General features: G+C 33.9%; 23 protein-coding genes. 10 read left to right on the top strand and 13 right to left on the bottom strand.

The annotated features are described in order from the left end of the window. Both AC3IPI_RS05915 and AC3IPI_RS05910 read left to right on the top strand, forming a co-directional pair. Nucleotides 1-1242 carry a peptidase U32 family protein gene (locus tag AC3IPI_RS05915; RefSeq protein ID WP_489157748.1) on the top strand — a complete coding sequence of 414 codons (1242 nt, stop codon included), beginning with the start codon at nt 1-3 and terminating at the stop codon, nt 1240-1242. Next, nucleotides 1242-1472, top strand: coding sequence for a ferredoxin (locus tag AC3IPI_RS05910; RefSeq protein ID WP_489157746.1), 231 nt, complete (start codon nt 1242-1244; stop codon nt 1470-1472). The genes AC3IPI_RS05915 and AC3IPI_RS05910 overlap by 1 nt, the downstream gene beginning before the upstream one ends. Nucleotides 1473-1622: 150 nt before the next feature. Here AC3IPI_RS05910 and AC3IPI_RS05905 read toward each other — a convergent pair whose 3' ends face one another. The 3 genes from AC3IPI_RS05905 to AC3IPI_RS05895 form a co-directional block, all read right to left on the bottom strand. Next, complete coding sequence (locus tag AC3IPI_RS05905; protein ID WP_489157744.1) at nt 1623-2402, bottom strand: hypothetical protein; 780 nt, start codon at nt 2400-2402, stop codon at nt 1623-1625. A gap of 2 nt (nt 2403-2404) precedes the next feature. Next, the gene (locus AC3IPI_RS05900) at nt 2405-3175 is read right to left on the bottom strand and encodes a hypothetical protein (RefSeq protein WP_489157742.1); all 771 of its coding nucleotides are present in this window, start codon (nt 3173-3175) and stop codon (nt 2405-2407) included. Nucleotides 3176-3323: 148 nt separating this feature from the next. After that, nucleotides 3324-4424 (bottom strand): oxidoreductase, encoded by a 1101-nt coding sequence (locus tag AC3IPI_RS05895; RefSeq protein ID WP_489157740.1) that lies wholly within the window; start codon nt 4422-4424, stop codon nt 3324-3326. A 401-nt stretch (nt 4425-4825) separates the two neighbouring features. On the opposite strand from AC3IPI_RS05895, the gene AC3IPI_RS05890 reads away from it, so the two are divergent. The 6 genes from AC3IPI_RS05890 (at nt 4826) to AC3IPI_RS05865 (ending at nt 13964) form a co-directional block, all read left to right on the top strand. Continuing rightward, nucleotides 4826-6151: a PSP1 domain-containing protein gene (locus AC3IPI_RS05890; protein WP_489157739.1), complete on the top strand. Its 1326-nt coding sequence runs from the start codon at nt 4826-4828 to the stop codon at nt 6149-6151. After that, nucleotides 6135-6614 (top strand): gliding motility lipoprotein GldH, encoded by a 480-nt coding sequence (locus AC3IPI_RS05885; protein ID WP_039113506.1) that lies wholly within the window; start codon nt 6135-6137, stop codon nt 6612-6614. The genes AC3IPI_RS05890 and AC3IPI_RS05885 overlap by 17 nt, the downstream gene beginning before the upstream one ends. An 11-nt stretch (nt 6615-6625) precedes the next feature. Next, entirely contained in the window at nt 6626-8929 is a 2304-nt protein-coding gene (locus AC3IPI_RS05880; RefSeq protein ID WP_039113505.1) for a penicillin-binding protein 1A, read from the top strand. Nucleotides 8930-9346: 417 nt separating this feature from the next. Beyond that, the gene (locus tag AC3IPI_RS05875) at nt 9347-10048 is read left to right on the top strand and encodes a CoA transferase subunit A (protein WP_086894711.1); all 702 of its coding nucleotides are present in this window, start codon (nt 9347-9349) and stop codon (nt 10046-10048) included. A 109-nt stretch (nt 10049-10157) separates the two neighbouring features. Beyond that, the gene (locus AC3IPI_RS05870; RefSeq protein ID WP_039118417.1) at nt 10158-10814 is read left to right on the top strand and encodes a CoA transferase subunit B; all 657 of its coding nucleotides are present in this window, start codon (nt 10158-10160) and stop codon (nt 10812-10814) included. Nucleotides 10815-11186: 372 nt separating this feature from the next. Next, complete coding sequence (locus tag AC3IPI_RS05865; protein WP_489157737.1) at nt 11187-13964, top strand: M4 family metallopeptidase; 2778 nt, start codon at nt 11187-11189, stop codon at nt 13962-13964. Between the two features lie 55 nt (nt 13965-14019). Here the strand turns inward: AC3IPI_RS05865 and AC3IPI_RS05860 are convergent, their stop codons facing one another. From AC3IPI_RS05860 to hemB, 7 genes are all read right to left on the bottom strand, one after another. Next, complete coding sequence (locus tag AC3IPI_RS05860; RefSeq protein ID WP_489157735.1) at nt 14020-14772, bottom strand: hypothetical protein; 753 nt, start codon at nt 14770-14772, stop codon at nt 14020-14022. Nucleotides 14773-14908: 136 nt separating this feature from the next. Next, on the bottom strand, nt 14909-16348 hold the full coding sequence (locus AC3IPI_RS05855) for a nucleoside recognition domain-containing protein (RefSeq protein WP_489157733.1): 1440 nt from the start codon (nt 16346-16348) through the stop codon (nt 14909-14911). Between the two features lie 500 nt (nt 16349-16848). After that, complete coding sequence (locus AC3IPI_RS05850; protein ID WP_489157731.1) at nt 16849-17922, bottom strand: winged helix DNA-binding domain-containing protein; 1074 nt, start codon at nt 17920-17922, stop codon at nt 16849-16851. A gap of 329 nt (nt 17923-18251) precedes the next feature. Beyond that, the gene (locus AC3IPI_RS05845) at nt 18252-18965 is read right to left on the bottom strand and encodes a 3'-5' exonuclease (protein ID WP_039118422.1); all 714 of its coding nucleotides are present in this window, start codon (nt 18963-18965) and stop codon (nt 18252-18254) included. Between the two features lie 379 nt (nt 18966-19344). Next, the gene (locus AC3IPI_RS05840) at nt 19345-19821 is read right to left on the bottom strand and encodes a methylated-DNA--[protein]-cysteine S-methyltransferase (protein WP_489157729.1); all 477 of its coding nucleotides are present in this window, start codon (nt 19819-19821) and stop codon (nt 19345-19347) included. Between the two features lie 311 nt (nt 19822-20132). Next, nucleotides 20133-20531 carry a c-type cytochrome gene (locus tag AC3IPI_RS05835; protein WP_086896173.1) on the bottom strand — a complete coding sequence of 133 codons (399 nt, stop codon included), beginning with the start codon at nt 20529-20531 and terminating at the stop codon, nt 20133-20135. A 19-nt stretch (nt 20532-20550) separates the two neighbouring features. After that, the gene (gene hemB / locus AC3IPI_RS05830) at nt 20551-21543 is read right to left on the bottom strand and encodes a porphobilinogen synthase (protein ID WP_039113492.1); all 993 of its coding nucleotides are present in this window, start codon (nt 21541-21543) and stop codon (nt 20551-20553) included. Nucleotides 21544-21774: 231 nt separating this feature from the next. Here hemB and AC3IPI_RS05825 point away from each other — a divergent pair, with 231 nt between their 5' ends. Continuing rightward, nucleotides 21775-22407: a hypothetical protein gene (locus AC3IPI_RS05825; protein WP_489157726.1), complete on the top strand. Its 633-nt coding sequence runs from the start codon at nt 21775-21777 to the stop codon at nt 22405-22407. 3 nt (nt 22408-22410) lie between these two features. Continuing rightward, entirely contained in the window at nt 22411-24222 is a 1812-nt protein-coding gene (locus AC3IPI_RS05820; RefSeq protein WP_489157724.1) for a hypothetical protein, read from the top strand. Nucleotides 24223-24277: 55 nt separating this feature from the next. Here the strand turns inward: AC3IPI_RS05820 and AC3IPI_RS05815 are convergent, their stop codons facing one another. From AC3IPI_RS05815 to AC3IPI_RS05805, 3 genes are read right to left on the bottom strand one after another with little or no spacing between them, the layout of a single operon-like run. Then, nucleotides 24278-25222 (bottom strand): DUF4421 family protein, encoded by a 945-nt coding sequence (locus tag AC3IPI_RS05815; protein WP_489157722.1) that lies wholly within the window; start codon nt 25220-25222, stop codon nt 24278-24280. Then, nucleotides 25213-26115, bottom strand: a complete 903-nt coding sequence (hemF, locus tag AC3IPI_RS05810) for an oxygen-dependent coproporphyrinogen oxidase (protein ID WP_489157720.1) — start codon at nt 26113-26115, stop codon at nt 25213-25215. The genes AC3IPI_RS05815 and hemF overlap by 10 nt, the downstream gene beginning before the upstream one ends. Then, nucleotides 26115-26537: a hypothetical protein gene (locus AC3IPI_RS05805; protein ID WP_323490090.1), complete on the bottom strand. Its 423-nt coding sequence runs from the start codon at nt 26535-26537 to the stop codon at nt 26115-26117. Before AC3IPI_RS05805 ends, hemF begins: the two co-directional genes overlap by 1 nt. Nucleotides 26538-26555: the final 18 nt, after the last annotated feature.

Raw genomic sequence — 26555 nt, 5'->3', positions numbered from 1 at the left:
ATGACAACAAATAATAAAATTGAACTTATGGCTCCTGCAGGGAGCTTTGAGTCACTTCAGGCTGCGCTAGATAATGGTGCCGATTCTATTTATTTTGGTGTAGAACAACTCAACATGAGAGCACGCTCTACCGTGAATTTCACTATGGATGATTTGCAAGAAATTGCCAATCGTTGTGCTACCAAAAATGTACGAAGCTATCTTACTTTGAACACGATTATTTACGACCACGATTTATCGGTTGTAAAAACATTGCTTAACAAAGCCAAAGAAGCCAACATTACTGCCGTAATCGCATCTGATCAAGCTGTAATTGCAATGGCAAGAACAATTGGTATGGAAGTACATATTTCAACTCAATTGAATGTAACTAATATCGAAACCATAAAATTCTACAGTTTATTTGCTGATACAATGGTTTTAAGTCGTGAATTAAGCTTACGCCAAGTAAAAAGTATCACGGAACAGATTGAGAAAGAGCAAATAAAAGGTCCGAACGGAAATTTAGTCGAAATCGAAATTTTCGGACATGGTGCTTTATGTATGGCTGTTTCTGGAAAATGCTATTTGAGTCTGCATTCTCATAACTCATCGGCAAATCGTGGTGCTTGCAAGCAAAACTGTCGTAAAAAATATACTGTTATAGATCAGGAAACAGGTTTTGAAATCGAAGTTGATAATGAATATCTTATGTCCCCAAAAGATTTGTGTACGCTAGATTTTCTTGATCAGGTAATCGATTCTGGAATTCAGGTTCTTAAAATAGAAGGCCGTGGTCGTGCTCCCGAATATGTAGCAACGGTAATAAAAACCTATCGTGAGGCAATAGATTCTTACTACGATAAAACTTTCTCTAAAGAAAAAATCGCTGTTTGGATGGAAGCATTGAACACTGTTTACAATCGTGGTTTTTGGTCAGGATATTATCTTGGGCAAGAATTAGGAGAATGGAGTGATATTCCTGGATCAGCAGCAACCCAAAAGAAAGTCTATGTGGGTAAAGGAACTCACTTCTTTCCAAAGGCTGAAGTTGGGCAATTTAAAATTGAAGCTTACGATATTAAAGTTGGAGACAGAATTCTTGTAACTGGCCCAAGTACCGGAGCTCAGGAAATGATAATTGAAGAAATGTACGTAAACGACATTGTAGCCGATAAAGCTACAAAAGGAGATGATTGTACCTTCAAATTACCTTTCAGAATCAGAATGTCTGATAAATTATATAAAATTGTAGAGGCGTAATGGTTATTATTACTTTACAAAGAGACAAATGCATTGGCTGTAATTATTGCGTCGAAATGAATCCCGTTCATTTTCAGATGTCAAAAAAAGATGGAAAATCAGTTTTAATACATTCCGTAAATGCAAAAGGTTTTTTTACTCTAAAATCGCCTAATCATGCCATTGTCGAAAGTTGCGAATTGGCCGCCAAAGCCTGTCCAGTAAAGATTATTACGGTTAAAGAAACATAGAAATATTTTACCTATTATAATTAAAAGAGCCACAAAATTGTGGCTCTTTTTAATTTATTTCTAGTCCGTTATTTTTTTATACCATTTAAAAACTTAGTATTTACCAATGCAGATAAAGTTCCTTTTTTTATGCATTAATGATTTTGCAATTTATTTCTTGGCAATGTTCTCAGTAAATTTACCACTTATCCAGCCTCGCAATTTTTGGTCTTTAAAATCAAAATTAACGGGATTACATTCGCCAGCAATGGCAGTCTTTTCTATTTCTACAAAAAGCCAGGTACGCACCGCTTCAACTTTCTCTGCAAGTACTTTAATAGTTGACTTTTGTTTTAATTTTGCTATAATATTTGTGCCTTCCTCACAGGTAAAAACAAAATCGTCAACCCCTTTTTTGCCTGTTGCTTTTATTGTTGGGGAATAACGTACGTTATAATTATCTATAGTATTGCTTACAAAACGTGCTGTCGCTAAATAAACTGAAGGAAGCAATATTGCATTCTTTTCTTCAACATATTCATCATTTGTTAATACATAGTTTTCTTCTACTAACGCAGCATTTTTACCAAAACCAAATAAACGTCTGGACTCATAGGGACTTTCTCCGCAGCAATGATATAATATCAATTGCAATTGTTTTTTGCTTGTAGTTTCATCCAACTTACTACTTCCGAATGGTTCGCTTATCACTTTTTTATATGTGCCACCTATATTTATATACACTTCTACACATTTAGGTTCTCCGCATTGGTAAGTATATATAATATCAGTTTGCCCATCATTATTCAGGTCTACCGATTTTTTTTGATATTTCCCTTCCATCGCTTGGAGCTTTATACCCTTCTCAATCTGTTTAATATCGGCACTTTGCGCTTTTAATGCAACTGTATTGCATAATAAATAAAGGATCAGAATTATAATTTGTTTCATTTTTATTGCTTTACTCTATTTTTAGATTTTAATTTCCATTTAGCGTTTCTACCAATATATTCATAATCATACATATGCTTACCTGTTCTGTTCTGAAAATGTTTTGTTAGTGGAATAACAGTAAGCTCATTTTGTAATTTATAACTACTTTCTGCAGAAGTTCCAAAAGCACTTCCATAAAGTTCCGTATGTATCGTATTTGTTTCTTTATCAAATCTAGGTTTATCCCAAATATCAGTTTCATCAGCAGCATTATATAATCTAAACAGTTTTTGTTGCGTTTGGTCATTAATAAAAACGATAGTCCATTCGTTACCATTTACATTAGAGAATACCCAGCACAGCAAATCCTCGTCTCCATCGTTATCAAAATCAACTATTTTAAAATTTGAGAAAAGCATATCCTTATCAAAATGCCAAAAGAATGGCTGATAATGGACATTTTCCTGAAGTTCTAATTTGTTATTTTTAAATTGATAAAGGGATGCAATGGAGTCATTCTGCAAACGGAAAGAATATTTTAAAGGTGTTTTTCCTTTAAGTTCGAATATGCATTTGGGCTTTTCTTTACTAAAGTCAATATCTTCCATACTTAGGGACTCTGGAGCATAATTAACTTTAAACATAAGATTGTACGGAATAGAATCTGTTTCTGTTTGCGAAAAAGTAACGCTACAAGTAAACAAAAAGAGCAAGAATAAATATTTCATTAAGGCCGTATGATATTGAATGTTTATGAAATTTGAAATAATTTCATCTATAAAAGTATTCACTTTTAATCAAATGAGCAGCATAATTAGAGTAATTAAAATCCCTTTAAATCAAGTAGATTGTCCAATAAAAATCATCATAATAAAGGAAACCTAAAAGAAAACCCTATTCTATTTGATATAGAATAGGGCTTTTTTTTATAAGATTAAATTAGTGTCTGTTATCACAATTTAAAAAAACATCAGGTTCATTATTATCTAAGAATGAGATCCCTGGGCAACCGAAAGAAACGTATACAAAACCAAAAACTACCTCTGGTTTGTTCTTAAACAGTTTACCAGTCCATTGATTAACTTCTTTATCCTCACTATTATCGTTTAATTGTGCAAACGAGCCACCTTCGCTCTCACGGTAATACTTATCACAAACGATCTTGTTTGTTTTTTCCTCTTTAACAATCAACCTTCTCAACAATACTGTTTCTTCATTTATATAATCCTGTAAAAAATATTCAAATCCGTTTGATTTATAACTATAAGCCGTTTTTTTACTTGCCGTTTTTATCAAATCATTATATTCTGGATTTATAGCTGCAACAGGCACCTTAGTAATTGCTGTTTCTTTCCATTTTATAGCTTTCAATTGCTTCATTGCAAAAGGATTCTTTGAACCAATGCAAACCAAAGTATTCAAATAATAGGAATCAAATCCTTTTAGTAATTTGGGATCTAGTCCAAATCCAATCATATAATCGTCTTGTGAATAAGGCCAATCTGCCCCGTATACATTTATAGCAGCTACTACTTGTAGAGATTTCACAGAAAATGCATTGACAATATTGGTGGCATAATCGTAAACATAAACACTATCTTTTTCTGAAATTTTCATTTTAGATAGCATTCTGTTTCTATATGTCGAATTCAACACTAGATATTGAGCCTCTTTTTCTCCTAATTTTTTAACATCAGGAATAGCAAGAGAATCCTTATGTTCACTTAATTGATATTTATCAGACAAGGATATTAGCGCAATAGTATCTTTTTCGCCAAAAATTGAATTAACATTATATATATCTAAATCAGACACTTTTTGTGTTTCCACAGCTACAGCGCTAGCAATAGTTGTGTCTTTTTTAACTGAATTTATGTTTTTTTGATCTAAAGGCTTTTTATTCGTACAACTAATAAAAAAAGGGATTGCGAATAAAACGTAAAATAATTTGTTCATGGTTTTTGTTCTAAATAATATAAAAAGATTGATGATTTTTGAAAATATTGACAATGAGCTCAACAGCAAAATAATAATTTGCATTCCAGTAACTAATAATTCGTGCCAATGAGGGATATTTTGTTTGTTTTTTAACCAACACTAAAAGCTAAGTTTTTAATATAAAACCTATAAATACAAACCAAATATAAGCTTAAATTTTTTTTTTAAGAATAATCAGAATAGTTTTTTGTTCAAAAAAAACCACCATCAAACTATAAGTCCTTTTAAGCAAGATAAATAAATAACAAACGAATTTTCTTGATAAATCCAGTTTCATAATATCATAAAAACCACTAATTTTCTCTTAAACACGACTGTCTTTTGTATTTAACGTAGCATTAGTGTTAATCCATTAAAAAGCAAACTAAAAAAAATACTATCTTTACACATTAATCTTTTTTAAGAACTTAAGTTGCATTTATTGCGACACTACATATAAAATTATGGCATGTACAAGTTGTTCAACTTCTGATGGTGGCGCACCTAAGGGTTGTAAAAATAATGGGACTTGCGGCACCGATAGCTGCAATAAATTAACGGTTTTTGACTGGCTTTCGAATATGAGTTTGCCTAACGGAGAAGCTCCTTTTGATTGTGTTGAAGTACGTTTTAAGAACGGTAGAAAAGAATTTTTTAGAAACTCAGATAAATTAACTTTAAGTATTGGAGATATCGTTGCAACAGTAGCATCTCCAGGACATGACATAGGAATTGTAACTCTTACAGGCGAATTAGTAAAAATTCAAATGAAGAAAAAAGGAGTTAGTCCTACTAGCAATGAAGTTCCTAAAATTTACCGTAAAGCCTCTCAAAAAGATATCGATATTTGGTCGGCAGCCCGCGAAAAAGAAGAGCCGATGAAAGTTCGCGCTCGTGAATTAGCGATAGCTCAAAAACTAGAAATGAAAATTTCGGATATTGAATTTCAAGGAGATGGCTCAAAAGCTACTTTTTATTATACTGCAAATGACAGAGTCGATTTTAGACTTTTAATCAAAGATTTTGCTAAAGAATTCAGTACAAGAGTCGAAATGAAACAAGTTGGTTTCCGTCAGGAAGCTGCGCGTTTAGGAGGAATTGGTTCTTGCGGAAGAGAATTGTGTTGCTCTACTTGGTTAACCGATTTTAGAAGTGTGAACACCTCAGCAGCACGATACCAACAATTATCGTTGAATCCGCAAAAACTAGCAGGACAATGCGGAAAATTGAAATGTTGTTTAAACTATGAGTTAGACACTTACATGGATGCTCTTAAAGATTTTCCTGATTACGACACCAAATTAGTTACTGAAAAAGGCGATGCAATTTGCCAAAAACAAGATATTTTTAAAGGATTAATGTGGTTTGCTTATACCAATAACTTCGCAAACTGGCATGTTTTAAAAATTGATCAGGTAAAAGAAATCATAGCCGAAAACAAACTCAAAAACAGAGTTTCTTCACTTGAAGATTTTGCAATAGAAATCACTCAAGAACCTGAAAAAGACTTCAATAATGCTATGGGTCAAGAAAGCTTAACTCGTTTTGACCAACCAAAAAGAAAGAAAAAACCAACTAAAAAACGCAAAACTATTGGCGAAAATGTTGCTGCAGCTGCGGCTCCTGCAACTACTCCCAACAATCAAGCACCAAAGAATCAAAATCCAAAAGGCAATAAACCAGCTGGAAACAATAATAACAATAAGCCAAACAATAATGCTGCGAACGATAAAAAACCAGCTGGCCCTAGAAAACCAATAATTATTACAAAAAATGAGAATAAAAAATAGCGGGATTCTTCTTTTGGTGGCTATACTTCTTTTTTCATGCGACAAAAAAAGAGTATTTGATGAATACAAATCTGTTGGAGATGCTTGGCATAAAGACAGCATTGTAACCTTCGACTTACCCGAATTAGATTCGACCAAACGATACAATTTGTTTGTAAATTTGAGAGATAACAACAATTTTCCCTTCAACAATATATTTTTAATTGTTGCTATCGAAACCCAAAGCGGATTTACAAAAGTAGATACTCTTGAATACCAAATGGCACATCCAGACGGAACTTTAATGGGGAACGGATTTACAGATATAAAAGAAAGCAAACTCTTTTATAAAGAGGATGTTAAGTTTAAAGGAAAATACAAAGTTCATATCAAACAAGCAGTTAGAGAATCAGGAAAAGTTCCTGGAGTACAACAACTTGACGGAATAACTGATGTAGGTTTTAGAATTGAAAAAAAAGATTAGAATAGATTTATATGGCTGCTAAAAAAAACAATCCAACAAAAACTGATAAAGACATCAATTATTACAAAAAGACCTTTTGGAAAATTTTTGGCTATGGTTTATTAGGTGTTATTACCTTTTTCTTATTTGCTTCATGGGGAATTTTTGGTTCTATGCCTTCATTTGAAGACTTAGAAAATCCAGATTCTAATTTAGCTACCGAAATCATCTCTTCTGATGGAGTTGTTATTGGGAAATATTTCCAGACAAACAGATCACAATTAAAATATTCTGACTTACCTAAAAGCTTGGTTGAAGCACTTGTAGCAACCGAAGACGAGCGTTTTTACGAACATTCAGGAATTGACGGTCGTGGAACTTTAAGAGCTATTGCTAGTTTAGGAACTAGCGGAGGTGCAAGTACGCTTACACAACAATTAGCAAAACAATTATTTCACGGAGAAGGATCTAAATTTTTGCCTTTTAGAATTGTTCAAAAAGTAAAAGAATGGATTATCGCTATTCGTTTAGAAAGACAATATACTAAGAATGAAATTATTGCAATGTATTGCAACGTATATGATTTTGGTAATTATTCGGTTGGGGTAAGTTCTGCTGCGCAAACTTACTTCTCTAAAGAACCAAAAGACTTAACAATGGATGAATCGGCTATATTAGTCGGAATGTTCAAGAATTCAGGTTTATACAATCCGGTAAGAAATCCGCAAGGAGTTAAAAACCGTCGTAATGTTGTGCTTTCGCAAATGGAAAAAGCGGGCATGATTACTAACGACCAAAAAAACAAATTACAAGCTCTTCCTATCTCATTGAAATTCAAACTAGAAAGTCACCGTGAAGGAACTGCAACTTACTTTAGAGAATATTTACGTGACTACATGAAAAAATGGGTAGCCGAAAATAAAAAACCAGACGGTACTGAATATAACATTTACAAAGATGGTCTAAAAATATACACGACTATCGATTCCAGAATGCAATTACATGCTGAAGAAGCTGTTGCTGCACACATGAAAAACTTACAAGAAGAGTTTTTCCAACAATCTAAAACAAATAAAAATGCTCCTTTCGTTAATATTTCTGAAGCCGAAACGCAACGAATTATAAACCAAGCGATGAAGTCTTCATACCGTTGGACAGTAATGAAAGCTGCCGATAAAAGTGACGAAGAAATCATAAAGTCATTTAGCGAAAAAACAAAAATGACTGTGTTTACCTGGAAAGGTGAAAGAGATACGATTATGACTCCTCTGGATTCTATTCGTTATTACAAGCACTTCTTACAAGCTGGTTTAATGGCAATGGAACCACAAACTGGTAGCATTAAGGCTTGGGTTGGTGGAATTAATTACAAATACTTCCAATACGATCACGTAGGTCAGGGAGCAAGACAAGTAGGTTCTACATTTAAACCATTTGTTTACGCAGCTGCAATTGAGCAACTAAATATGTCTCCTTGTGATTCAATATTAGATGGTCCATTTATGATTCATAAAGGACGTCATCATGTTACTGCTGACTGGGAACCAAGAAACTCGGATAACAGATACCGCGGAATGGTTACTTTAAAACAAGGTTTAGCAAACTCTATCAATACGGTTTCGGCTAAATTAATTGACCGTGTTGGTCCAGAAGCTGTAGTTGAACTAGCACATAAATTGGGAGTAAAATCTCAAATTCCGGTACAACCTTCAATCGCATTAGGTGCTGTTGAAATTACTGTTGAAGACATGGTTGCTGCTTATAGCACATTTGCAAATCAAGGTGTTTATGTAAAACCACAGTTCTTAAACCGAATTGAAAATAAAAGTGGCGAAGTAATTTACGAGCCAATTCCAGAATCTCATGATGTACTGAATAAAGATATCGCATTTGCCGTAATTAAACTTCTTCAAGGGGTTACCGAAAGTGGTTCGGGTTCACGACTACGTACTGAAGGTGGTGGTAGCGGTGATAAGCGTTGGACAGGATATCCATATATGTTCCGAAATCCAATTGCTGGTAAAACAGGAACAACACAAAACCAATCTGATGGTTGGTTTATGGGAATGGTTCCGAACTTAGTTACTGGTGTTTGGGTAGGTTGTGAAGATCGTTCGGCACGTTTCAAAAGTATTACTTACGGACAAGGTGCAACTGCTGCCCTACCTGTTTGGGGTTATTTCATGAAACTTTGTTACGCTGACCCTGCTTTGCAAGTATCTAAATCTGATTTCGAAAGACCTGCAAATCTTCAAATAAAAGTAGATTGTTATTCTGCACCGAAAGTAAAAGACACAACAGACACTGAACAAAACACAGACGAATTCGAACTGTAGTTTAAGTTCGCTTTTAAAATAATTAATATCCTTTTGTAACTTCTGAATTTTCGGAAGATGCAAAAGGATTTTTTTTTGGAACAAATTGATTGTAGATTAATCCAAGAAATAAAAGATTTACCGCAAAGGGCACAAAGCTTAATCTATAAAATAACTTTGCGATTTTGTCTTTGTGAACTTTGCGCTTAATTTCCTTGCCACAGATTACTCAGATTAAAAGGATTTAAAAACTTTGCTCCCGACGCTTCGGGATTGCGTATCCCGAAGCGTCGGGATAGCTCCCTATGCGGTTAATCACAATCGTTGTTAAATTATATCAGACAAATTACTTGTAGATTTATTTTTTACGAAATCGTTATAATTTAATCTAAAATTGGTATTTTTATCAAAAATATACGTCAATACAAGACAAATAATATGATTAGTAAAAAAGTCAACTCAGTTCAGGAAGCAATTCAGGGAATCAAAAACGACATGACAATTATGTTTGGCGGATTTGGTTTATGTGGTATTCCAGAAAACACTATTGCCGAATTGGTAAAAACAGAAAACTCAGGTCTTACTTGCATCTCTAATAATGCAGGTGTCGATGATTTTGGTTTGGGATTATTATTGCAAAAAAAGCAAATCAAAAAAATGATTTCTTCTTATGTAGGTGAGAATGCCGAATTCGAACGTCAGATGCTTTCAGGAGAATTAGATGTAGAACTTATTCCGCAAGGAACATTAGCCGAACGTTGTCGTGCAGCACAAGCCGGAATTCCAGCTTTTTTCACGCCTGCAGGTTACGGAACCGAAGTTGCCGAAGGTAAAGAAGTTCGTGAGTTCAACGGAAAAATGCATATTATGGAACATGCCTTCAAAGCTGACTTCGCTATTGTAAAAGCATGGAAAGGCGACGAAGCTGGAAATCTTATCTTTAAAGGAACAGCCAGAAACTTCAATTCTTGTATGGCTGGTGCAGCAAAAATAACAATTGCCGAAGTAGAAGAACTAGTTCCAGTTGGTACATTAGATCCAAATCAAATTCATATTCCCGGAATCATGGTACAACGTATCTTTCAAGGAGAAAAATTTGAAAAGAGGATTGAGCAACGAACTGTTAGAGTGAAGAATTAGATAATTGAGATAATAAGACAATTAGATAATTCTCTACAGAATGTTTTAAATTTTCTAATTATCAAATTGACTAATTGGCACATTAAAAAAATTGACACATTAAAAAGATATGTTAACAAAAGAAGATATTGCAAAACGAATTGCACAAGAGCTTAAAGACCGTTATTTCGTGAATTTAGGTATCGGAATACCAACATTGGTAGCAAACTATATCCCAAAAGGAATTGACGTTGAATTTCAAAGCGAAAACGGCGTTCTGGGAATGGGACCTTTTCCTTTTGAAGGAGAAGAAGACGCTGATATTATTAATGCAGGAAAACAAACTATTACAACGCTTCCTGGAGCTAGTTTCTTTGATTCGGCTCTTAGTTTTGGAATGATTCGTAGCCAAAAAGTAGATTTAACTATACTTGGTGCTATGGAAGTTTCTGAAAACGGAGATATTGCCAACTGGAAAATCCCAGGTAAAATGGTAAAAGGAATGGGTGGAGCAATGGATTTAGTGGCTTCTGCCGAAAATATTATTGTTGCCATGATGCATGTAAACAAAGCTGGCGAATCTAAAATATTAAAAAAATGCAGCTTACCATTAACTGGTGTTGGTTGTGTAAAGAAAGTTGTAACCGAATTGGCTGTTTTAGAAATAACTCCAAAAGGTTTTAAACTTTTAGAACGCGCTCCCGGAGTTTCGGTAGAGCATATTATTGCTTCAACTGAAGCAAATTTAATAATTGAAGGTGATATTCCGGAGATGATTATCGATTAACGCTTCTTTTTAAATAATTCACACAAAAGGCTAACACTTAAAAAATGTTAGCCTTTTTTCTGTTACAGCTTATTCTACCTAGTGGTCACATATCTATCACAACTAAATCAACATCAACGAGTTAAGAAACAAATAAAACATTACAAATCAATAATATAATAATAAAAACAGGTTTTTTCTGATGATTGTTTTTAATTTGTTAATATTTAATAATTATTTAACAACAATTGTTGCATTTTATCGATTATTGGAATTTATGTTAATTTATTTAACAAAATGTTTATATTTTTATAACAAATTAAAGTATTTACCTACACGCTTTAATTGCTATACAAACTAATAATTAAATTAACATTAAACCCCAAATCGATTATGAAAAGTACATTACCCAAAATTGCCACAACAACCGCTGTTGTGCTCACATTCTCCTTATCGGCATTTGCACAAATAACGGATAAACGTGTAAGCCAAAAAAATGTATCCGAAAATGGACAACCTAGTTTAATCACTTTTAGTGACCAATCGACCTATAGAGGTACTGATTCTCAAAAAGTCTTTAAAGATCAATTGGGATTGAAAGAAAATCAATCTTTTGCAAGGGTCAAAACTGAGTCTGACACACAAGGTTACACACATGAAAAATTTCAATTGTACGAACAAGGTATTAAAGTAGAATTTGCCAACTATACCTTACATTCTAAAGACGGAAAACTTGTCTCTATGAATGGTGAGTATTACAACATCGAAAAAGTAAAAACTACGCCAAAACTATCCGCTCAAGATGCTCTTAATAGAGCAATTAGCTATACTGGTGCACAACAATACCTTTGGGAAAATCCACAAGATGCCAAAGCGATTGGTTATGAAAAACCAAAAGGCGAACTGGTATTTTTACCCGCAATGGAAGATCAAGGTACTAACAGAACTACAGACAAGGTTCGTTTAGCCTATAAATTTGACATTTACGCGACAAATCCGGTAAGTAGAGGGGATTTATACATTGATGCAGAAAACGGTCAAATATTGTTCTATAATGCAACCATAAAGCATCTCGGAGAATACAGTCATGGACGTAAATCGAAATCTGCTAATGCCGATGCAAAGAACATAAAAGATGATGCTAGTTCTAAAATGGCTTTTGTTGCAGCAAATGCAGCTACACGTTATAGTGGAACGCAAGTAATTCAAACTACTTTAAGCGGGTCTTCATATATACTTGCAGATGCTACAAGAGGTTTAGGTATAAACACCTATAATATGAAAAAAGGAACTAGTTATACTGCTGCTGTAAATTTTACAGATGCAGATAATAACTGGACAGCTGCTGAGTATGCAAATACTAATAAAGACAATGGTGCACTTGATGCTCATTGGGGAGCTGAAAAAACATATGACTATTGGTCAACTGTACATGGTAGAAATAGTTTTAATAACGCAGGTGCCATCATAAAAAGCTATGTACATTACAGTAATGCATACGATAATGCGTACTGGGATGGTAGTGTTATGACTTATGGAGACGGAAGCGGAACTAATTTTGACATCTTAACTGCTATTGATGTTGCAGGACACGAAATTGGTCATGCTGTTTGTACTTATACAGCAAACTTAGCTTACCAAAAAGAATCTGGAGCTATGAATGAAGGTTTCTCAGATATTTGGGGTGCTTGTATTGAATATGCAGCAGCGCCTACAAAATCAACTTGGTTAGTTGGTGAAGATATCGAAAGAAGATCGGGTCATCTTGCTTTACGTTCTATGAGTAATCCTAAATCTGAAGGTCAGCCAGATACTTACGGTGGTACAAACTGGAAAGTTATTAATTGCGGAACTCCTACTCAATCCAATGATTATTGTGGTGTTCATACTAATTCTGGTGTACTAAACCATTGGTTTTATATCTTGTCTGTAGGTAAGACAGGAACAAACGATATAGGAAGTTCTTATAGTGTAACAGGAATTACAATTGATAAAGCTGCAAAAATCGCTTATCGTTTAGAGAGTGTATATTTAACTGCAAATTCTACTTTTGCAAATGCAAGAACATCAGGAATACAATCGGCTATCGATTTATACGGTGCTGGTTCTGCAGAGGTAATTGCTACAACAAACGCATTTTATGCTGTAGGTGTTGGAGCTGCTTATTCAGGTTCTACAGATACAATTGCGCCAACTGCGCCAACTGCTCTTGCAGCTTCTGGAACAACTGGATCAACTACCAATTTAACATGGACTGCGGCAACAGATAATGTAGCTGTTACAGGATACGATATCTACCAAGGAGCAACTCTTAAAGGTTCATCTACAACTACAAGCTATACTGTAACTGGATTAACTGCTTTAACAGCTTATACTTTTAGTGTAAAGGCTAAAGATGCTGCCGGAAATGTTTCTCCAGCAAGCAACACTGTAAATGTAACAACGCTTGCCAATACAATTAGCTATTGTGCTTCTCAAGGAAACAATACTGCTGACGAAAAAATCAGTAAAGTAGTATTTGGTACAATCAGCAATACCTCAACAGGAACAGCTGGTTACGAAAACTATACGGCAATTTCTACAAATGCTGCAGCAGGAACTGCTTACACAATTACAATTACTCCTGTTTGGACTTCTACAAGTTACAATGAAGGATATGCCGTTTTTATAGATTATAACCAAGATGGTGATTTTGCAGATTCAGGTGAAACTGTTTGGACAAAAGCAGCATCAAAAACTACTCCTGTAACAGGAACAATCACTATTCCAGCTTCGGCTACTCTTGGAAGTACACGATTGAGAGTTGCTATGAAGTATAATGGAATCCCAACTTCTTGTGAAGCTTTCTCTTATGGTCAAGTAGAGGATTATACTATAAACATTACAGCTGCTGGTCCAATTGTATCTCCAGAAATAACTTCGGGAATAATCGAAACTACCGATAATACAAGTTTTGCTTTATATCCAAATCCTGTTGATAATGAGTTGAATGTTGCATTAGCAAAAAGCGACGGAGCAACTTTCAGGATTACGAATAATCTTGGTCAACAAGTAAATTCAGGACAATTAAGCGGAACTTCTATAGATGTAAGCAGATTAAATACTGGTATTTACATCATAGAATTAAATAACGGCGGAAAAAGAATCGTTAAGAAATTCGTTAAGAAATAATAATAATATGTTGCTTACTAAAAACGGAAAAGCCTCGCAATGTGCGAGGCTTTTTTTATTCTGCAAATTGAGGATAAAATTCATTAAAAGTAATGTCTTTTTTCCAGTACACCTTTTCCTTTGGGGTTAACAATCGTTTTTCCCATTTATTGTTTTTTAGATGAAACACGATAGAATCAGAATGTTCAACGGTTCCCATATCTTCATCATTAACATCTTCTTTACCACCGTAAGAAACTCTTTTGCTATAAAAAGAAACTGGTTCATTTTTAGGATTTATTCCTCCAAATTCTAACCAACTTCCCCAACCACCGTCACTCATAGAGTCCCAATCGTGCACAAGCTGTACGTTATTATTTTTTAGATAAAACAAAAAGTGTTGGCGATTATATCCACAAGCTTCATAACCAAAACTGACATGGATAAAAGGTGATACCTCAGCATTATCTTCATCTGATAAACCATATGTCGCACCCCAACCCGAACCTTCTGTAAATGGAACTATGGTAACCTTATCTGATCCTACTTTTGTTTTATTAGTAAAGAAATCAAGTCTGTATTGAACAGTTATTAGACTGTCTTTATCAATTTTCTTATCTAAAAGAGAAGCTAAAACATAGTTACTCACGCCTATTTCTTCATTCCCCGAAATATGTATCGTATCGATTTTTGGGGTAATAGTATTAAATGCTGGCTTTGCCGTCATTTCTTTTTTGTCTTCTTTAGTCCACTTTGGACCTACTGTTGCTGGTTCTTTTTTACAACTTACCAGAGCCAACAAAAACAACGTAATGTAAATTCTATTCATATTAACCAACTAACTTTTAAGCTAATAGACTCGTAATTAAAAAAAGCAACATTAGTGCAATTGCAATGTATTTTGTGTATTTACTCATTCTCATACTGTTTTATATTTATATAATTTTTAATTTAAATGCTATTTACTAAAAAAACCAACTCGCCACAAATATAGCTGTAATCACACAAATTACATCAACCAAAAGCATAGTTCCTAAAGCGTAACGGGTATTTTTTATATTTACTGACCCGAAGTAAACCGCAATTACGTAAAAAGTACTTTCGGCACTACATTGAAAAATACTACTTAATCTTCCAGTCATAGAATCTGCTCCAAAAGTATTCATCGAGTCAATCAAGAATCCTCGTGAACCCGCAGAACTAAAAGGACGTAGCATCGCAACTGGCAACGCATCGGTAATTTCTTTACTCACACCCATATTCGAAAAAATGAATGCAATCCAATGGCTAATAATCTCAAACAAACCACTGTTTCTAAATAATGAGATAGCCACTAACATCCCTAAAACATACGGAAAAATAGTAACTCCAGTTTTAACTCCATTATTAGCTCCAACTACAAATGCATCAAAAACAGTCGTTTCTGCTTCAATAAATTTTTTCTCATGTCTTAACGAAAAAACCAAAGTAAACCCAATGATCGCAAACAATATTAATCCTGAAAGATTTGATGTAAAGAAGTTTTTACCAATTAAATCTAAGCTATTTACGTAGAATAAAAGTCCAACAATGGCAGCAATCATAACCATCAAACCAACAACCAAAGAAGCACTTTTAAAATTAATTTTTTGTTTAATTCCAACAATTAAAAAAGCAGCAATTGTCCCGATAAAAGAGGTAATAATACAAGGCAACATAACATCGGCTGGGTTTGTAGCGCCTGCGGCAGCTCGATACCCAATGATAGAAGTTGCAATTAATGTAAGACCTGATGCATGCAAACACATAAACATAATTTGCGCATCACTGGCTTTGTCCTTATCTGGGTTTATTTCTTGTAAACTCTCCATGGCTTTAAGACCAAACGGAGTGGCTGCAGAATCTAATCCTAAGAAGTTTGCCGCAAAATTTAAGGTCATGTACGAAATCGATGGGTGATTTTTTGGGATACTTGGAAATACCTTTACAAACACCGGACTCAAACCTTTTGCTAATTTTCCTGAAGCTCCAGAAATGATTAAAAGCTCCATTAATCCGCAGAAAAAAGCCAAATAAGCAATAAGTGGAAGAATTAAATCGACCAAAGTACTCTTACAAGTTGGCAATAAACCATCTGATTTTTGAACTCCGCTAAAAATCTTTACGGTTTTGTTTTTATAAACATAGGTCGTATCGGCATTTGCCTCATCACGATTGATGATAATAGTGTTGTCTGGCGCTTTTTTAATACTATCTCTGATAAAAGCAGGAATTTGCTCAATATATTTTTCAGAGATTAAAATAGACTCGTCTTTCTTACCATTCAAAACATAATCAATAGTATACGTATTACCAGTAAACAAACTGATTACAATAAAAGCAATTGACGAAATAAATATCGCTAGCCAAAATCTACTTAACACCATAATTATATATTTTTTGTAAATGTAATTATTTAGCAATAAAATGCACAACCATTTTATTAATGAAACCCGAAGTATTTATTATAAATCAAAAAATATTGTTTGATTTTAATATGTCACCTCCGATAAGCTCACAACAACGAACTCTAATTATTGCTATAAATAGCATTCTATAAATAACACACTCTTAAACTGCCCTGTGGAGATAAGTACAAAAAGTAAACACGAATTTCACGAATTAACACAAATTTTAAAGGTTAACTTAGTTTGTGAAATTAATTCCACAAACTAATTCGTGTCAATTCGTGAAATTCGTGTTTAACATTTGTGTTCAAACGACAGCACTCCTAACCGAGTTTTTACAGTCCTGACAAGGCATTATATCTATAGAAAACACCTATTAATCACTCTAATAGCCCTTATAATACGCCATGTTTATCAAAAATGTTACAACATTGCATTAACAGCTCAGTAGGAACGACATAAAAATCCGTATCTAATATCTATTCGATAACAATTTTAGTTTCGAGATAATTTTCAAAAGACTTAATACCATCAAATAGAGCCGTTTTTTTATCATTCTCGGTTTCATGAAAAAATTGTGTTTCTATTTTTGCATGATCTTTTTTAATGGTCCTTTTCCAAGTTCCTATGACTTTTCCGTTTTCTAGAATAATTGGTCTAAAAATACCATTGTTGGTAAATGCTTTAGATTGATGTTCTTGTAAAATAGACGCTTCACGTGTTTTATACGAAATCAGAATCTCATCGAATGCTGGAAGAAAATGTACGCTTTCGCGAAAGTTATCCTCGTCGGTAAAATTTGTTCCAAACCAATATTTTTGATTATCTATTTCTATCGAGTTTAGTTCCGATTCTATCGAACTAATAACCTGTTTGCATGTTGTAGGCGAAAAACCTGACCACCAAGAAAAGTCTAATAACGTGGCAGGGCCATGACTTTCAAAATAACGTTTGGCTAATTTAGCCAAACCCTCATCTTTAGACAATTTCGTTTTTGGCTTTGCAACTCTTTCATCTAGCAAGGCATACGTTATCTGCTTGCCTTTCATTTTTCCATTACAAACTAAACCTACCGACTCAGCATACATCATGATAGGTCCGCTCAAAGAATCATCACTACAAATTTTATTGATATTGAGTTCCTGCATGATCTCATCCCGAGTTAGATGATTATTACCAGCTAATATTTTTTCGATAGATGCATTAATTTTCTCAAATTTTTTATCATCAAATCCATATTTTTTGACATAAGAAGCTACTATTCTCTTGACTTGAGGTCCCGAAACATCCAACAACCAATGAATATCTTCCGAAGCAACAAAATGCCAGGTTGGTCGCAGAATGTGCGTTCGGATAATTTCTGCTGAATTTATTGCTTCTTCTATAGCTTTTTCAGTTGCATCACAACGAGAACCAATCGCCCATTTTGCCATTGCATAATCCTGAGCCTGCATCGCGCCCAAATGATGCACAATGTCTTGTGGAGAACTTGGCGCTTTTTTATATAGTTTTTGAGAAACTAATCGATGATGTGAAATTTCCTGATGTACCATTATAAAACATTAAAATCTTATAAATTAAATCTAACTCATTGGAAGCAATTAATTTTAACACATAGAAACATAGGTCTTATACACACAAAAAAGGCGTTTGACTTGTTTTAAATGCATCCCGTCCCGATGCTTCGGGATCAGGACTAGCTATGTGAAAGAAATATATTTCTTTTTGTTCTCTTATTTACACATAAAATCTATGTTTCTATGTGTTAAATAATTTTTTCACGACCCGCGCGAAGCGAATAGATGCAGTAATTGCAGCCAATAGGTTATGTCTTTTTAAACTTTGAACCTTTGCTCCTTTGTACCTTTGTACCTTTTAAAAACTATACATGAATAATTTCATCATCAATCAACAAATCTTCACGTCGTAAACGCAGGAAAATCTGAGCCACAGCAATAGTATCTTTCTCGCAATAGGTTACAATTCGGTCAATGTCTTTCTCTACATAATAAACATGTCCTACCTGACTTCCGTCGATATCTCCTTTTGGAGAAGGAACTCCCAAGATTTTAGTCAATAATTTCAGCGAAGTAAAATGCTTGTAATCACCGAATTTCCAAAGCTCCAACGTATCCAAATGCGGAATCTCCCAAGGTTTTTTCCCAAATAAATTCAACTTATCTGGAATTGCAATTTGGTTGATAATCATTCGTCTTGCGATAAACGGAATATCAAATTCTTTTGCATTATGTCCACACAAAACGTGATACGGTTTATTGTAATGATTGTTTAATAAATTATTGAAGTCTCTGAGAATCTTTACCTCATCACCAAAAAATGATGTCACTCTAAAATTTCGGATATCACCTTTGATGGTAAAATACCCCACGGAAATACAAACGATTTTACCAAACTCAGCCCAAATTCCTGCTCGATCATAAAATTCTTCGGCTGTAAAGTCTTCTTTACGCTGGTATTGCGTTTTGTGCTCCCAAAGTTCTTTCATCTCATCATCTAGTTCTCCAAAATCGGCTGTTTCGGGAACGGTTTCTATATCTAGAAAAAGGATGTTGTTTAGGTTTATTTTTTCAATCATTATTAAGACAACTTAGATTTTTAGACTTACTTAGACTTCTTAGATTATTGAACTTACTTAAATTAGTTAGACGGCTTAGACATTCTTAGAATGTTAGATTACTTGGATATTTAGACTTACTTAGATTGTTAGACAGCTTAGACATTCTTAGAATGTTAGACTACTTTGATTGAAATTGAACCCTAAACAATCAATCTCTATCGTTATCCTGCAAGGTCTTTTTCTGACCTTGTAAGTATTAAACCTAATTTACGCATTAAAAGCACCTACAAACTTTCCAAGATTAGAATTACTCGTTTTAGATTTCTATACTTTATTTAATATCGTTTTATTCTTCCTTACAAATATGCGTAAAATTCTTACCATTACAAGAAAACACCTAAAACAAACTTTGTTGCTTTAGAGGATTTTCATGATCTAGTAACCATTTTTTACGCCATAATCCGCCAGCATATCCTGTTAATGAACCATCGGTTCCTATTACTCGGTGACATGGAACAACTATCCAAAGTGGATTTTTACCATTTGCCGATGCTACTGCACGAATAGCTTTGACATCTCCAAGTTTTTTAGATAGTTCTAAATAACTCATGGTTTTACCAAAAGGAATCTCAAGTAATCCTTTCCAAACTCTTTGCTGAAAATCTGTTCCTTTGGGGTTTAGCTTAAAATCGAAATCGGTTCTTTTGCCTAAAAAGTAATCATTTAATTGCGAAATAGCTTCCTGCAACTCAGTTGCAATTATATCTGAAGCCGCATTATCACCAGCGTTAGCTACGGTAATCTCTGAGATTCCGTTTTCGTCACCAACAATTTTGGTGATTCCTAAAGGCGAATTAATGTATGCTGTTTCCATGTTATAAAAGTAAAAAAAATAACAATAAAGATTTACAATTCATCGCAACCTTTACTCGTAACCTTTATCAATGTTTCTAATTTTTACAAAACTTTACTTGAGATTACGAATCTAAATGATTTATTGTTGAGTTTCTTACGGAGATTCTTCCTTCGTAAGAAAGACAAGATTGTAGCTAAAAGCCTTGCAGATATAAAAAAAACCACTCGTAAATACGAATGGTTTTAGTTTTTTTTAGCCCCGATAGAAGCGGCATCCTTTATGTTTTTTCTTTAAAAACATAAAGATATAGCGGATAGCGGGATTAGCTCCTACTTTAAAAAGCTATAAAAATAGGCTTCGATTGCTTTTAGTTCTTCGTCGGACATGGCTTGTGTTACAGGAAAATTGGTTTTCATGACTTCAAACTGACTTGGGTCGACTATTGGATCGCCTTTTCCTTTAAGAAACGTAACCATGTCTCCGTTTTTCTCTTTGTATATTTTGGCGATTTCTTTAATGCTTGGACCGATAACTTTTTGGTCTACCTGATGGCAGGCAAAACAGTTTCCTTGTCCTTCGAAAATTGCTTTCCCTAATTCTTCGGGCGTTTTAGCTTCTAAAGTAGCCGACTCTTCGATTGGCATTCCTGAATTATCGATTGTTGTTTTCTCTTCTTTTTTACAAGAAACGAATGCAAGTATTGCAAATGCAAGTATTATTTTTTTCATGCTTATGTATTTCAATCTTTTACTTATTTAAAATCACAGCAGCTTCTTTGGCAAAGTATGTCGAGATAATACTGGCTCCTGCTCTCTTAATGCAATGTAGTTGCTCTATCATAATTTTGTCGTGATCTAACCAACCTCTTTCGGCTGCGGCCTTTACCATAGCGTATTCTCCCGAAACCTGATATACTGCAACTGGCACGTGAACTGCATCTTTTATCTCGCGAACGATATCTAGATAAGCAATTCCTGGTTTTACCATAACGATATCTGCTCCTTCTTCTACATCTAGCAATGCTTCACGAAGTCCTTCGATACGATTAGCATAATCCATTTGGTATGTTTTTTTATCTTTTGGAATATCTAAAGAGTCAACTGGTGCAGAATCTAATGCATCACGAAACGGTCCGTAAAATGCCGAAGCATATTTGGCACTATAACTCATGATTCCCACATTGTGGTGTCCGTTTTCTTCTAATGCTTTACGGATTGCAAGAACGCGACCGTCCATCATGTCGCTTGGCGCTACAAAATCGGCTCCTGCATCGGCATGACTTAAACTCATACGAGTTAATGCATCTACCGTTGCATCGTTTATAACTTGTCCGTTTTCTATAATTCCATCGTGTCCGTAAATAGAAAATGGGTCTAGTGCTACATCTGGCATTACAATCATTTCTGGAACTGCATCTTTTATAGCACGAATGGCTTGTTGCATTAATCCATCTTTGTTCCAAGCTTCTACCCCTTTATTATCTTTAAGGTTTTCGCTCACTTTTACATAAAGATTCACTGCTTTTATCCCTAATGCCCAAGCTTCTTTTACTTCTTTTATCGTGTTATCCAATGAATGACGGTATATTCCTGGCATTGACGGAATGGCGACTTTTACATCTTTTCCTTCGGCAATAAACATTGGAAGCATAAAATCATTTGGACTTAGTGTAGTTTCACGAACTAAAGAGCGAATAGATTCATTAGTTCTTAAACGGCGGTTTCTTTGTAGTGGGAACATAAGTGTTTTTTATAAATTTTTAAGAAGTATGCTAATGCTAAAAAAGCCTTAACATCCGTTTTAAAGTTGAAATTAAAATTGTGTCGCAAAGTTAAAGAAAAATCAACAGAATAAGGCTTTTAGCATTGTTTAGAATGCGTTAATATTATCTAAAATTTACTGTTTTATATTTCCCATTTAAGAATCTTCTTATATCATGGTTTTTAAAATATTTAAATTTAAATTTGCCTGATGAAGAAAATTCTCGCTTTATGCTGCTGTTTGCTCTTAACAGGATGTTTTGAGATAACGGAACGAATCAAACACCATGACGATCAAAGTGGTGAATATACACTTATAGTTGACTTTTCGAAATCATGGTTTAAGACCAAATCGGCCATTTGGCTGGAAGAAGTTGATGGTGTAAAAATCCCGAATGAACAGGAAATCACCAAGAAACTAGCCGATTTTAAAGCAAAAGCTTTAAAAATTGACGGAATTTCAAATGTAAGTACTAAAACTGATTTTGAAAATTATGTTTTCATTATAAAACTTAATTATGCAAATTTAAAAGCACTCAATGCCATTGTAAATAGTATTAATAATCAGAGTGACCAAATTCATTTTAGCAGTAATGCTAAGAGTTTTGAAAGGATTGCCTCTTACCCTGTTCCTGAAAACCTGGTAAAAGACCCAAAGAAAAAACAAGATTTGGAACAAGCCAACATTATATCGATTTACACCTTTGACCGTGATATTGCCAACACTGATAACCCTAACAGTAAAATATCTAAAAACAAAAAGACCGTTTTTTTAAAACAAAATATGTACAGCGTACTTAAAAAATCGTCTTTAATGAATAATACAATCCAATTAATTCCCTAGTATATGAAGCATTTTTTTACCTATTTTATTCTATTAACAACCTTATTTGCCAATAGTCAGACCAATACTAAACCATACGATTATTTTGTACAATTTAATGGCGACCAACTTTCTAAGAAAGTAAATATTCTTGATGTATTAAATCATTCTTTGATTAATAAATATACTGAAGGCAAGCCCGATTATGATATCAACCAATATGCAAACCTTTTTAAATTAGACCAAAAAATAAGCGTAAACGGAAATTTCACGGATAGTATTCCGTATTACCAAATCACAATTCCTATTAAGAATAGAAATGACATTAAACAATTCATGCAAAAACTGCATGTAGAAAAAAATGCAGATTCTATCCCAACTGCTACAATCGAAGATTTTCCTCTATACTCTCTATTAACTTCTGTAAATAAAGGAAGTTCTATGGCATGGAACGATAATTATCTTGTGATTGTAGGTTTTACAAAAAAGTATAGCTCTAATCTATACGATATTCCAGAAATTCAGGAAGAAATCACTGTAGATGTAGCTCCAGATGAAGGAGAACCTATAGGAGAATCTCCTATTGACATTAACACTCCATACACAATAGAGGAACCTATAGACTCTACAGCTGTTTCTACCGACAACTATTACGTTGAATATGATCTTGGACGTGCTGCTTTTGATAGTTTACAATCGATACAACGAAATGATTTTATTAAATCTCTTTTCGAAAAAGGTTTTACTGCTCCATCTTCTGATAAGATAAACGCTACTGCAGACATCTCATCTTGGATTAATTACAGCGCAGCTATGTCTTCTTTTTACGAGTCTTACGCTACTCTATCTCAATTTACAACTTATAATAAATTCTTGCCTTCTCAAAAAAACTGGGGGAACCTTGTAAAGGGAATCAATTTGGATTTTTATTTTGATAATGATAATGCTCGTGTAGAAGAGATTATTGAATACTCTAAACCAATGGCTGATATTGTGGACAAAATGGCCAATAGAAAAATCAATAAAAACATTTTTAATTATTTTCCTGACAAAAAGCCTTTGGGTTATATGAGCTATCATATTAACACCAAAGAAACATTAAAAAACTTTCCGAATTTAATGACCGAAGTTTTAAATAGTGCTGCATTAACAAAGGACGATATGGGTATTGTAACGGATTTAATCTCGACTATTGTCGATGAGGAAGCCACTGCAACTCTTTTTGACGGTGATTTAAGCATGTTCTTACTCGATGTCAAGGAAACTGAGGTAACGTCAAAATCTTACGAGTACGACGATAATTATGAAGAAATAGAAGTTGAGAAAAAAGAGAAGAAATCAATTCCGATTTTTTCAATGATTTTTACCTCAACACATCCAACATTTGGCGACAAGCTGATACAGTTAGGTGTTCGTAAAAAATTATTGGTACAAAAAGGAAATTATTACGAAATCGCCGGAACCAGCGGTAAATACGGAGATTTGTTTATCCTTAAGGATAAGGATGTAGTAGTAATTGCAAATTCTCGTGACTACTTCAACACCAATAACGGATCATTTGTAAAGGAAGTAAAGAAAGACTTGAAGCAAAATTACTTTTTAGCGAAGCTTAATATTCCAGAGATTTCTAATGCATATAGTCATACTGCTGAAACAAAAACTGCTGATATTAAAAAAATCGATCAATTTGCAACACAGTTTAGCGATATAACACTTCAATCTTCGAAAAAATTGATTGATAATAAACTGAAAATTGAATTACGATTAAATTCGTTAAAATCGAATAAGAACATCATTCTGCAAACGTTAGATTTTGTTCAGGAACTTAGCAAATAATCTAGATTTTAGTAGATAAAAAGAGAGAGGCACCGTTGGTGCCTCTCTCTTTTTATTATAATCCCGTTTTCTGATTTATTTTATCATAAATCTCGGTCACTTTTTTGGGAGCATTAAATCGATAACCCGCCGTAATTTTTACAGTCGATATGTTATCATTTAAACCTATATCACTTGTTTCACCCTCAACAAAATTGAGATAATTAATATTCATGAATGCAAAAAAAGAATCGGAATTGTACCCCGTTTTCAAACTCATATCCAATTCAGAAACCACTTTAGAATGACCCTCTGTAAAATAAACACCTGCACCCAAAGATAATCCTGCGGAAACCAAAACATGTTTTCCTAAAACCAGATTATAAAAATAGGATGGCGCCAATGAGAACAGATATGTTTTCCCATTTATTTTATCTCCATCTCCATTATATTTTATATTGGTGTAATAAGCAGAAAAATTAGGGATAAAACTTCCTGCACTCTTTGTTTGCCACTCATTCTGACTTGCGATCGCTTTATAAGAAAACTTTTTATTAAAAATATAAGATGTAGCTCCTCCTATTTTAATCGATTTAAATCCTGGGAAAGCCGCATCTATACCATCTTGACTTACATAAAACCCTTTTTGATAAAAATAAGTAAAGCTCTGCATCCATTGCTTATGATACAATCTTGTATTAAGACTTAAAAGCTTAGAACCAGAATTATCTTTATTGGCATTTAAAAATTTTGGGGAGAAACCAAATGACAAATCAACAAACTTAAACGAAAGTGAAGCTCCTAATTGTTCTTTTCGATTAGGAATCAAATTAAGAATTTTTGTCCCTTCTCCAGGAACAGGGTAAACAAACTGAAAATTATTGGATGTATCCAGATAATAAATACTTGCGGTAACCTTATCATCATATGATTTAAAATAGGGATTTTGAAGAGAATCTTTTTGAGCAAAACACCCAAAAACTCCTGCAAAAAACATAATATAAATCAATTTTACATCCATTCTCTAGGATTTTCAAGCGTTTGTATTAGTTTTTCCTCATCGCTTCCTACTTCTGGCTGATGATCGTAAACCCATTGTACATGAGGTGGCAAACTCATTAAGATACTCTCGATTCTACCATTGGTTTTTAAACCAAATAAAGTTCCTTTATCGTGAACCAGATTAAACTCGACATAACGACCACGACGAATTTCTTGCCATGTTCTTTGTTCTTCGGTATATAATAGAATTTTTCTTCTTTCGACAATTGGAACATAAGCTTCTAAGAAACTATTTCCTACTTCAGTAACAAAATTATACCAATCCTGCATGCTCATTTCGTCTGTAGCTTTGCAATAATCAAAGAACAATCCTCCTATTCCGCGGGCCTCGTTACGGTGCGCGTTCCAAAAGTAGGCATCACATTGTTTTTTATATTTCGGATAAAACTCTGGATTGTGTTTGTCACAAGCTATTTTACATGTCTGATGAAAATGTTTCGCATCTTTTTCGAACAAATAATAAGGCGTTAAATCCTGACCTCCACCAAACCATTGCTGAATTACATTTCCTTGATCATCATACATTTCAAAATAACGCCAATTGGCGTGGACAGTAGGAACCATTGGATTTTTTGGATGTAAAACCAAACTTAGTCCACAAGCAAAAAAATCGGCTTCGCCTACATTAAACATTTTTTGCATGGCTTCTGGCAATTTACCATGAACTGCCGATATATTAACACCGCCTTTTTCAAAAACAGCTCCGTTTTCGATTACACGTGTTCTTCCACCGCCTCCTTCTGGACGTTCCCAGATATCTTCACGGAATTTGGCTTGACCATCAACCGCTTCTAATCCTGAAACTATTGTATCCTGAAGGCCTTGTATATATTTATAAAACTGTTCTTTCACTATTTATTTATGTTTATGGTATCAACATTTTTAAACTCGTAATAAACGTCAAAAACCTCTATTGTACCCTTTTTAATAATTTTTACTAATGGAGATTTTCCTTTTTTTGATAATGAATCTCCTATTTCAATCTTTTCCCAAAGCATATTATACCCAATATGCCAACTGGAATCTTTTAACTTAAAAACTGGGCTATTTCTACTCTCTTTATCTAAATATTTTCTAGCCACAATCCCAGAAAATTCGTCTTTCAACATCTCTTTATACCGCTCTCTACTTATTCGGGCTTCATTAGATGAATATATTGAAATACACACAAAAACAACAAAAAAAGACACAAGAAGAAATCCTTTGTAAAGTGGATTAATCTTTTCTAGATTAAAGTCAAGTACGTTTGTCAGGATTTTTTCAAAAGAAGTCATTTTTTACATTTATATGTA

The sequence above is a fragment of the Flavobacterium sp. GL_143 genome (assembly GCF_057834355.1).
The sequence above is the reverse complement of the archived record's forward strand: the minus strand, read 5'-3'. Positions and strand labels throughout refer to the sequence as shown.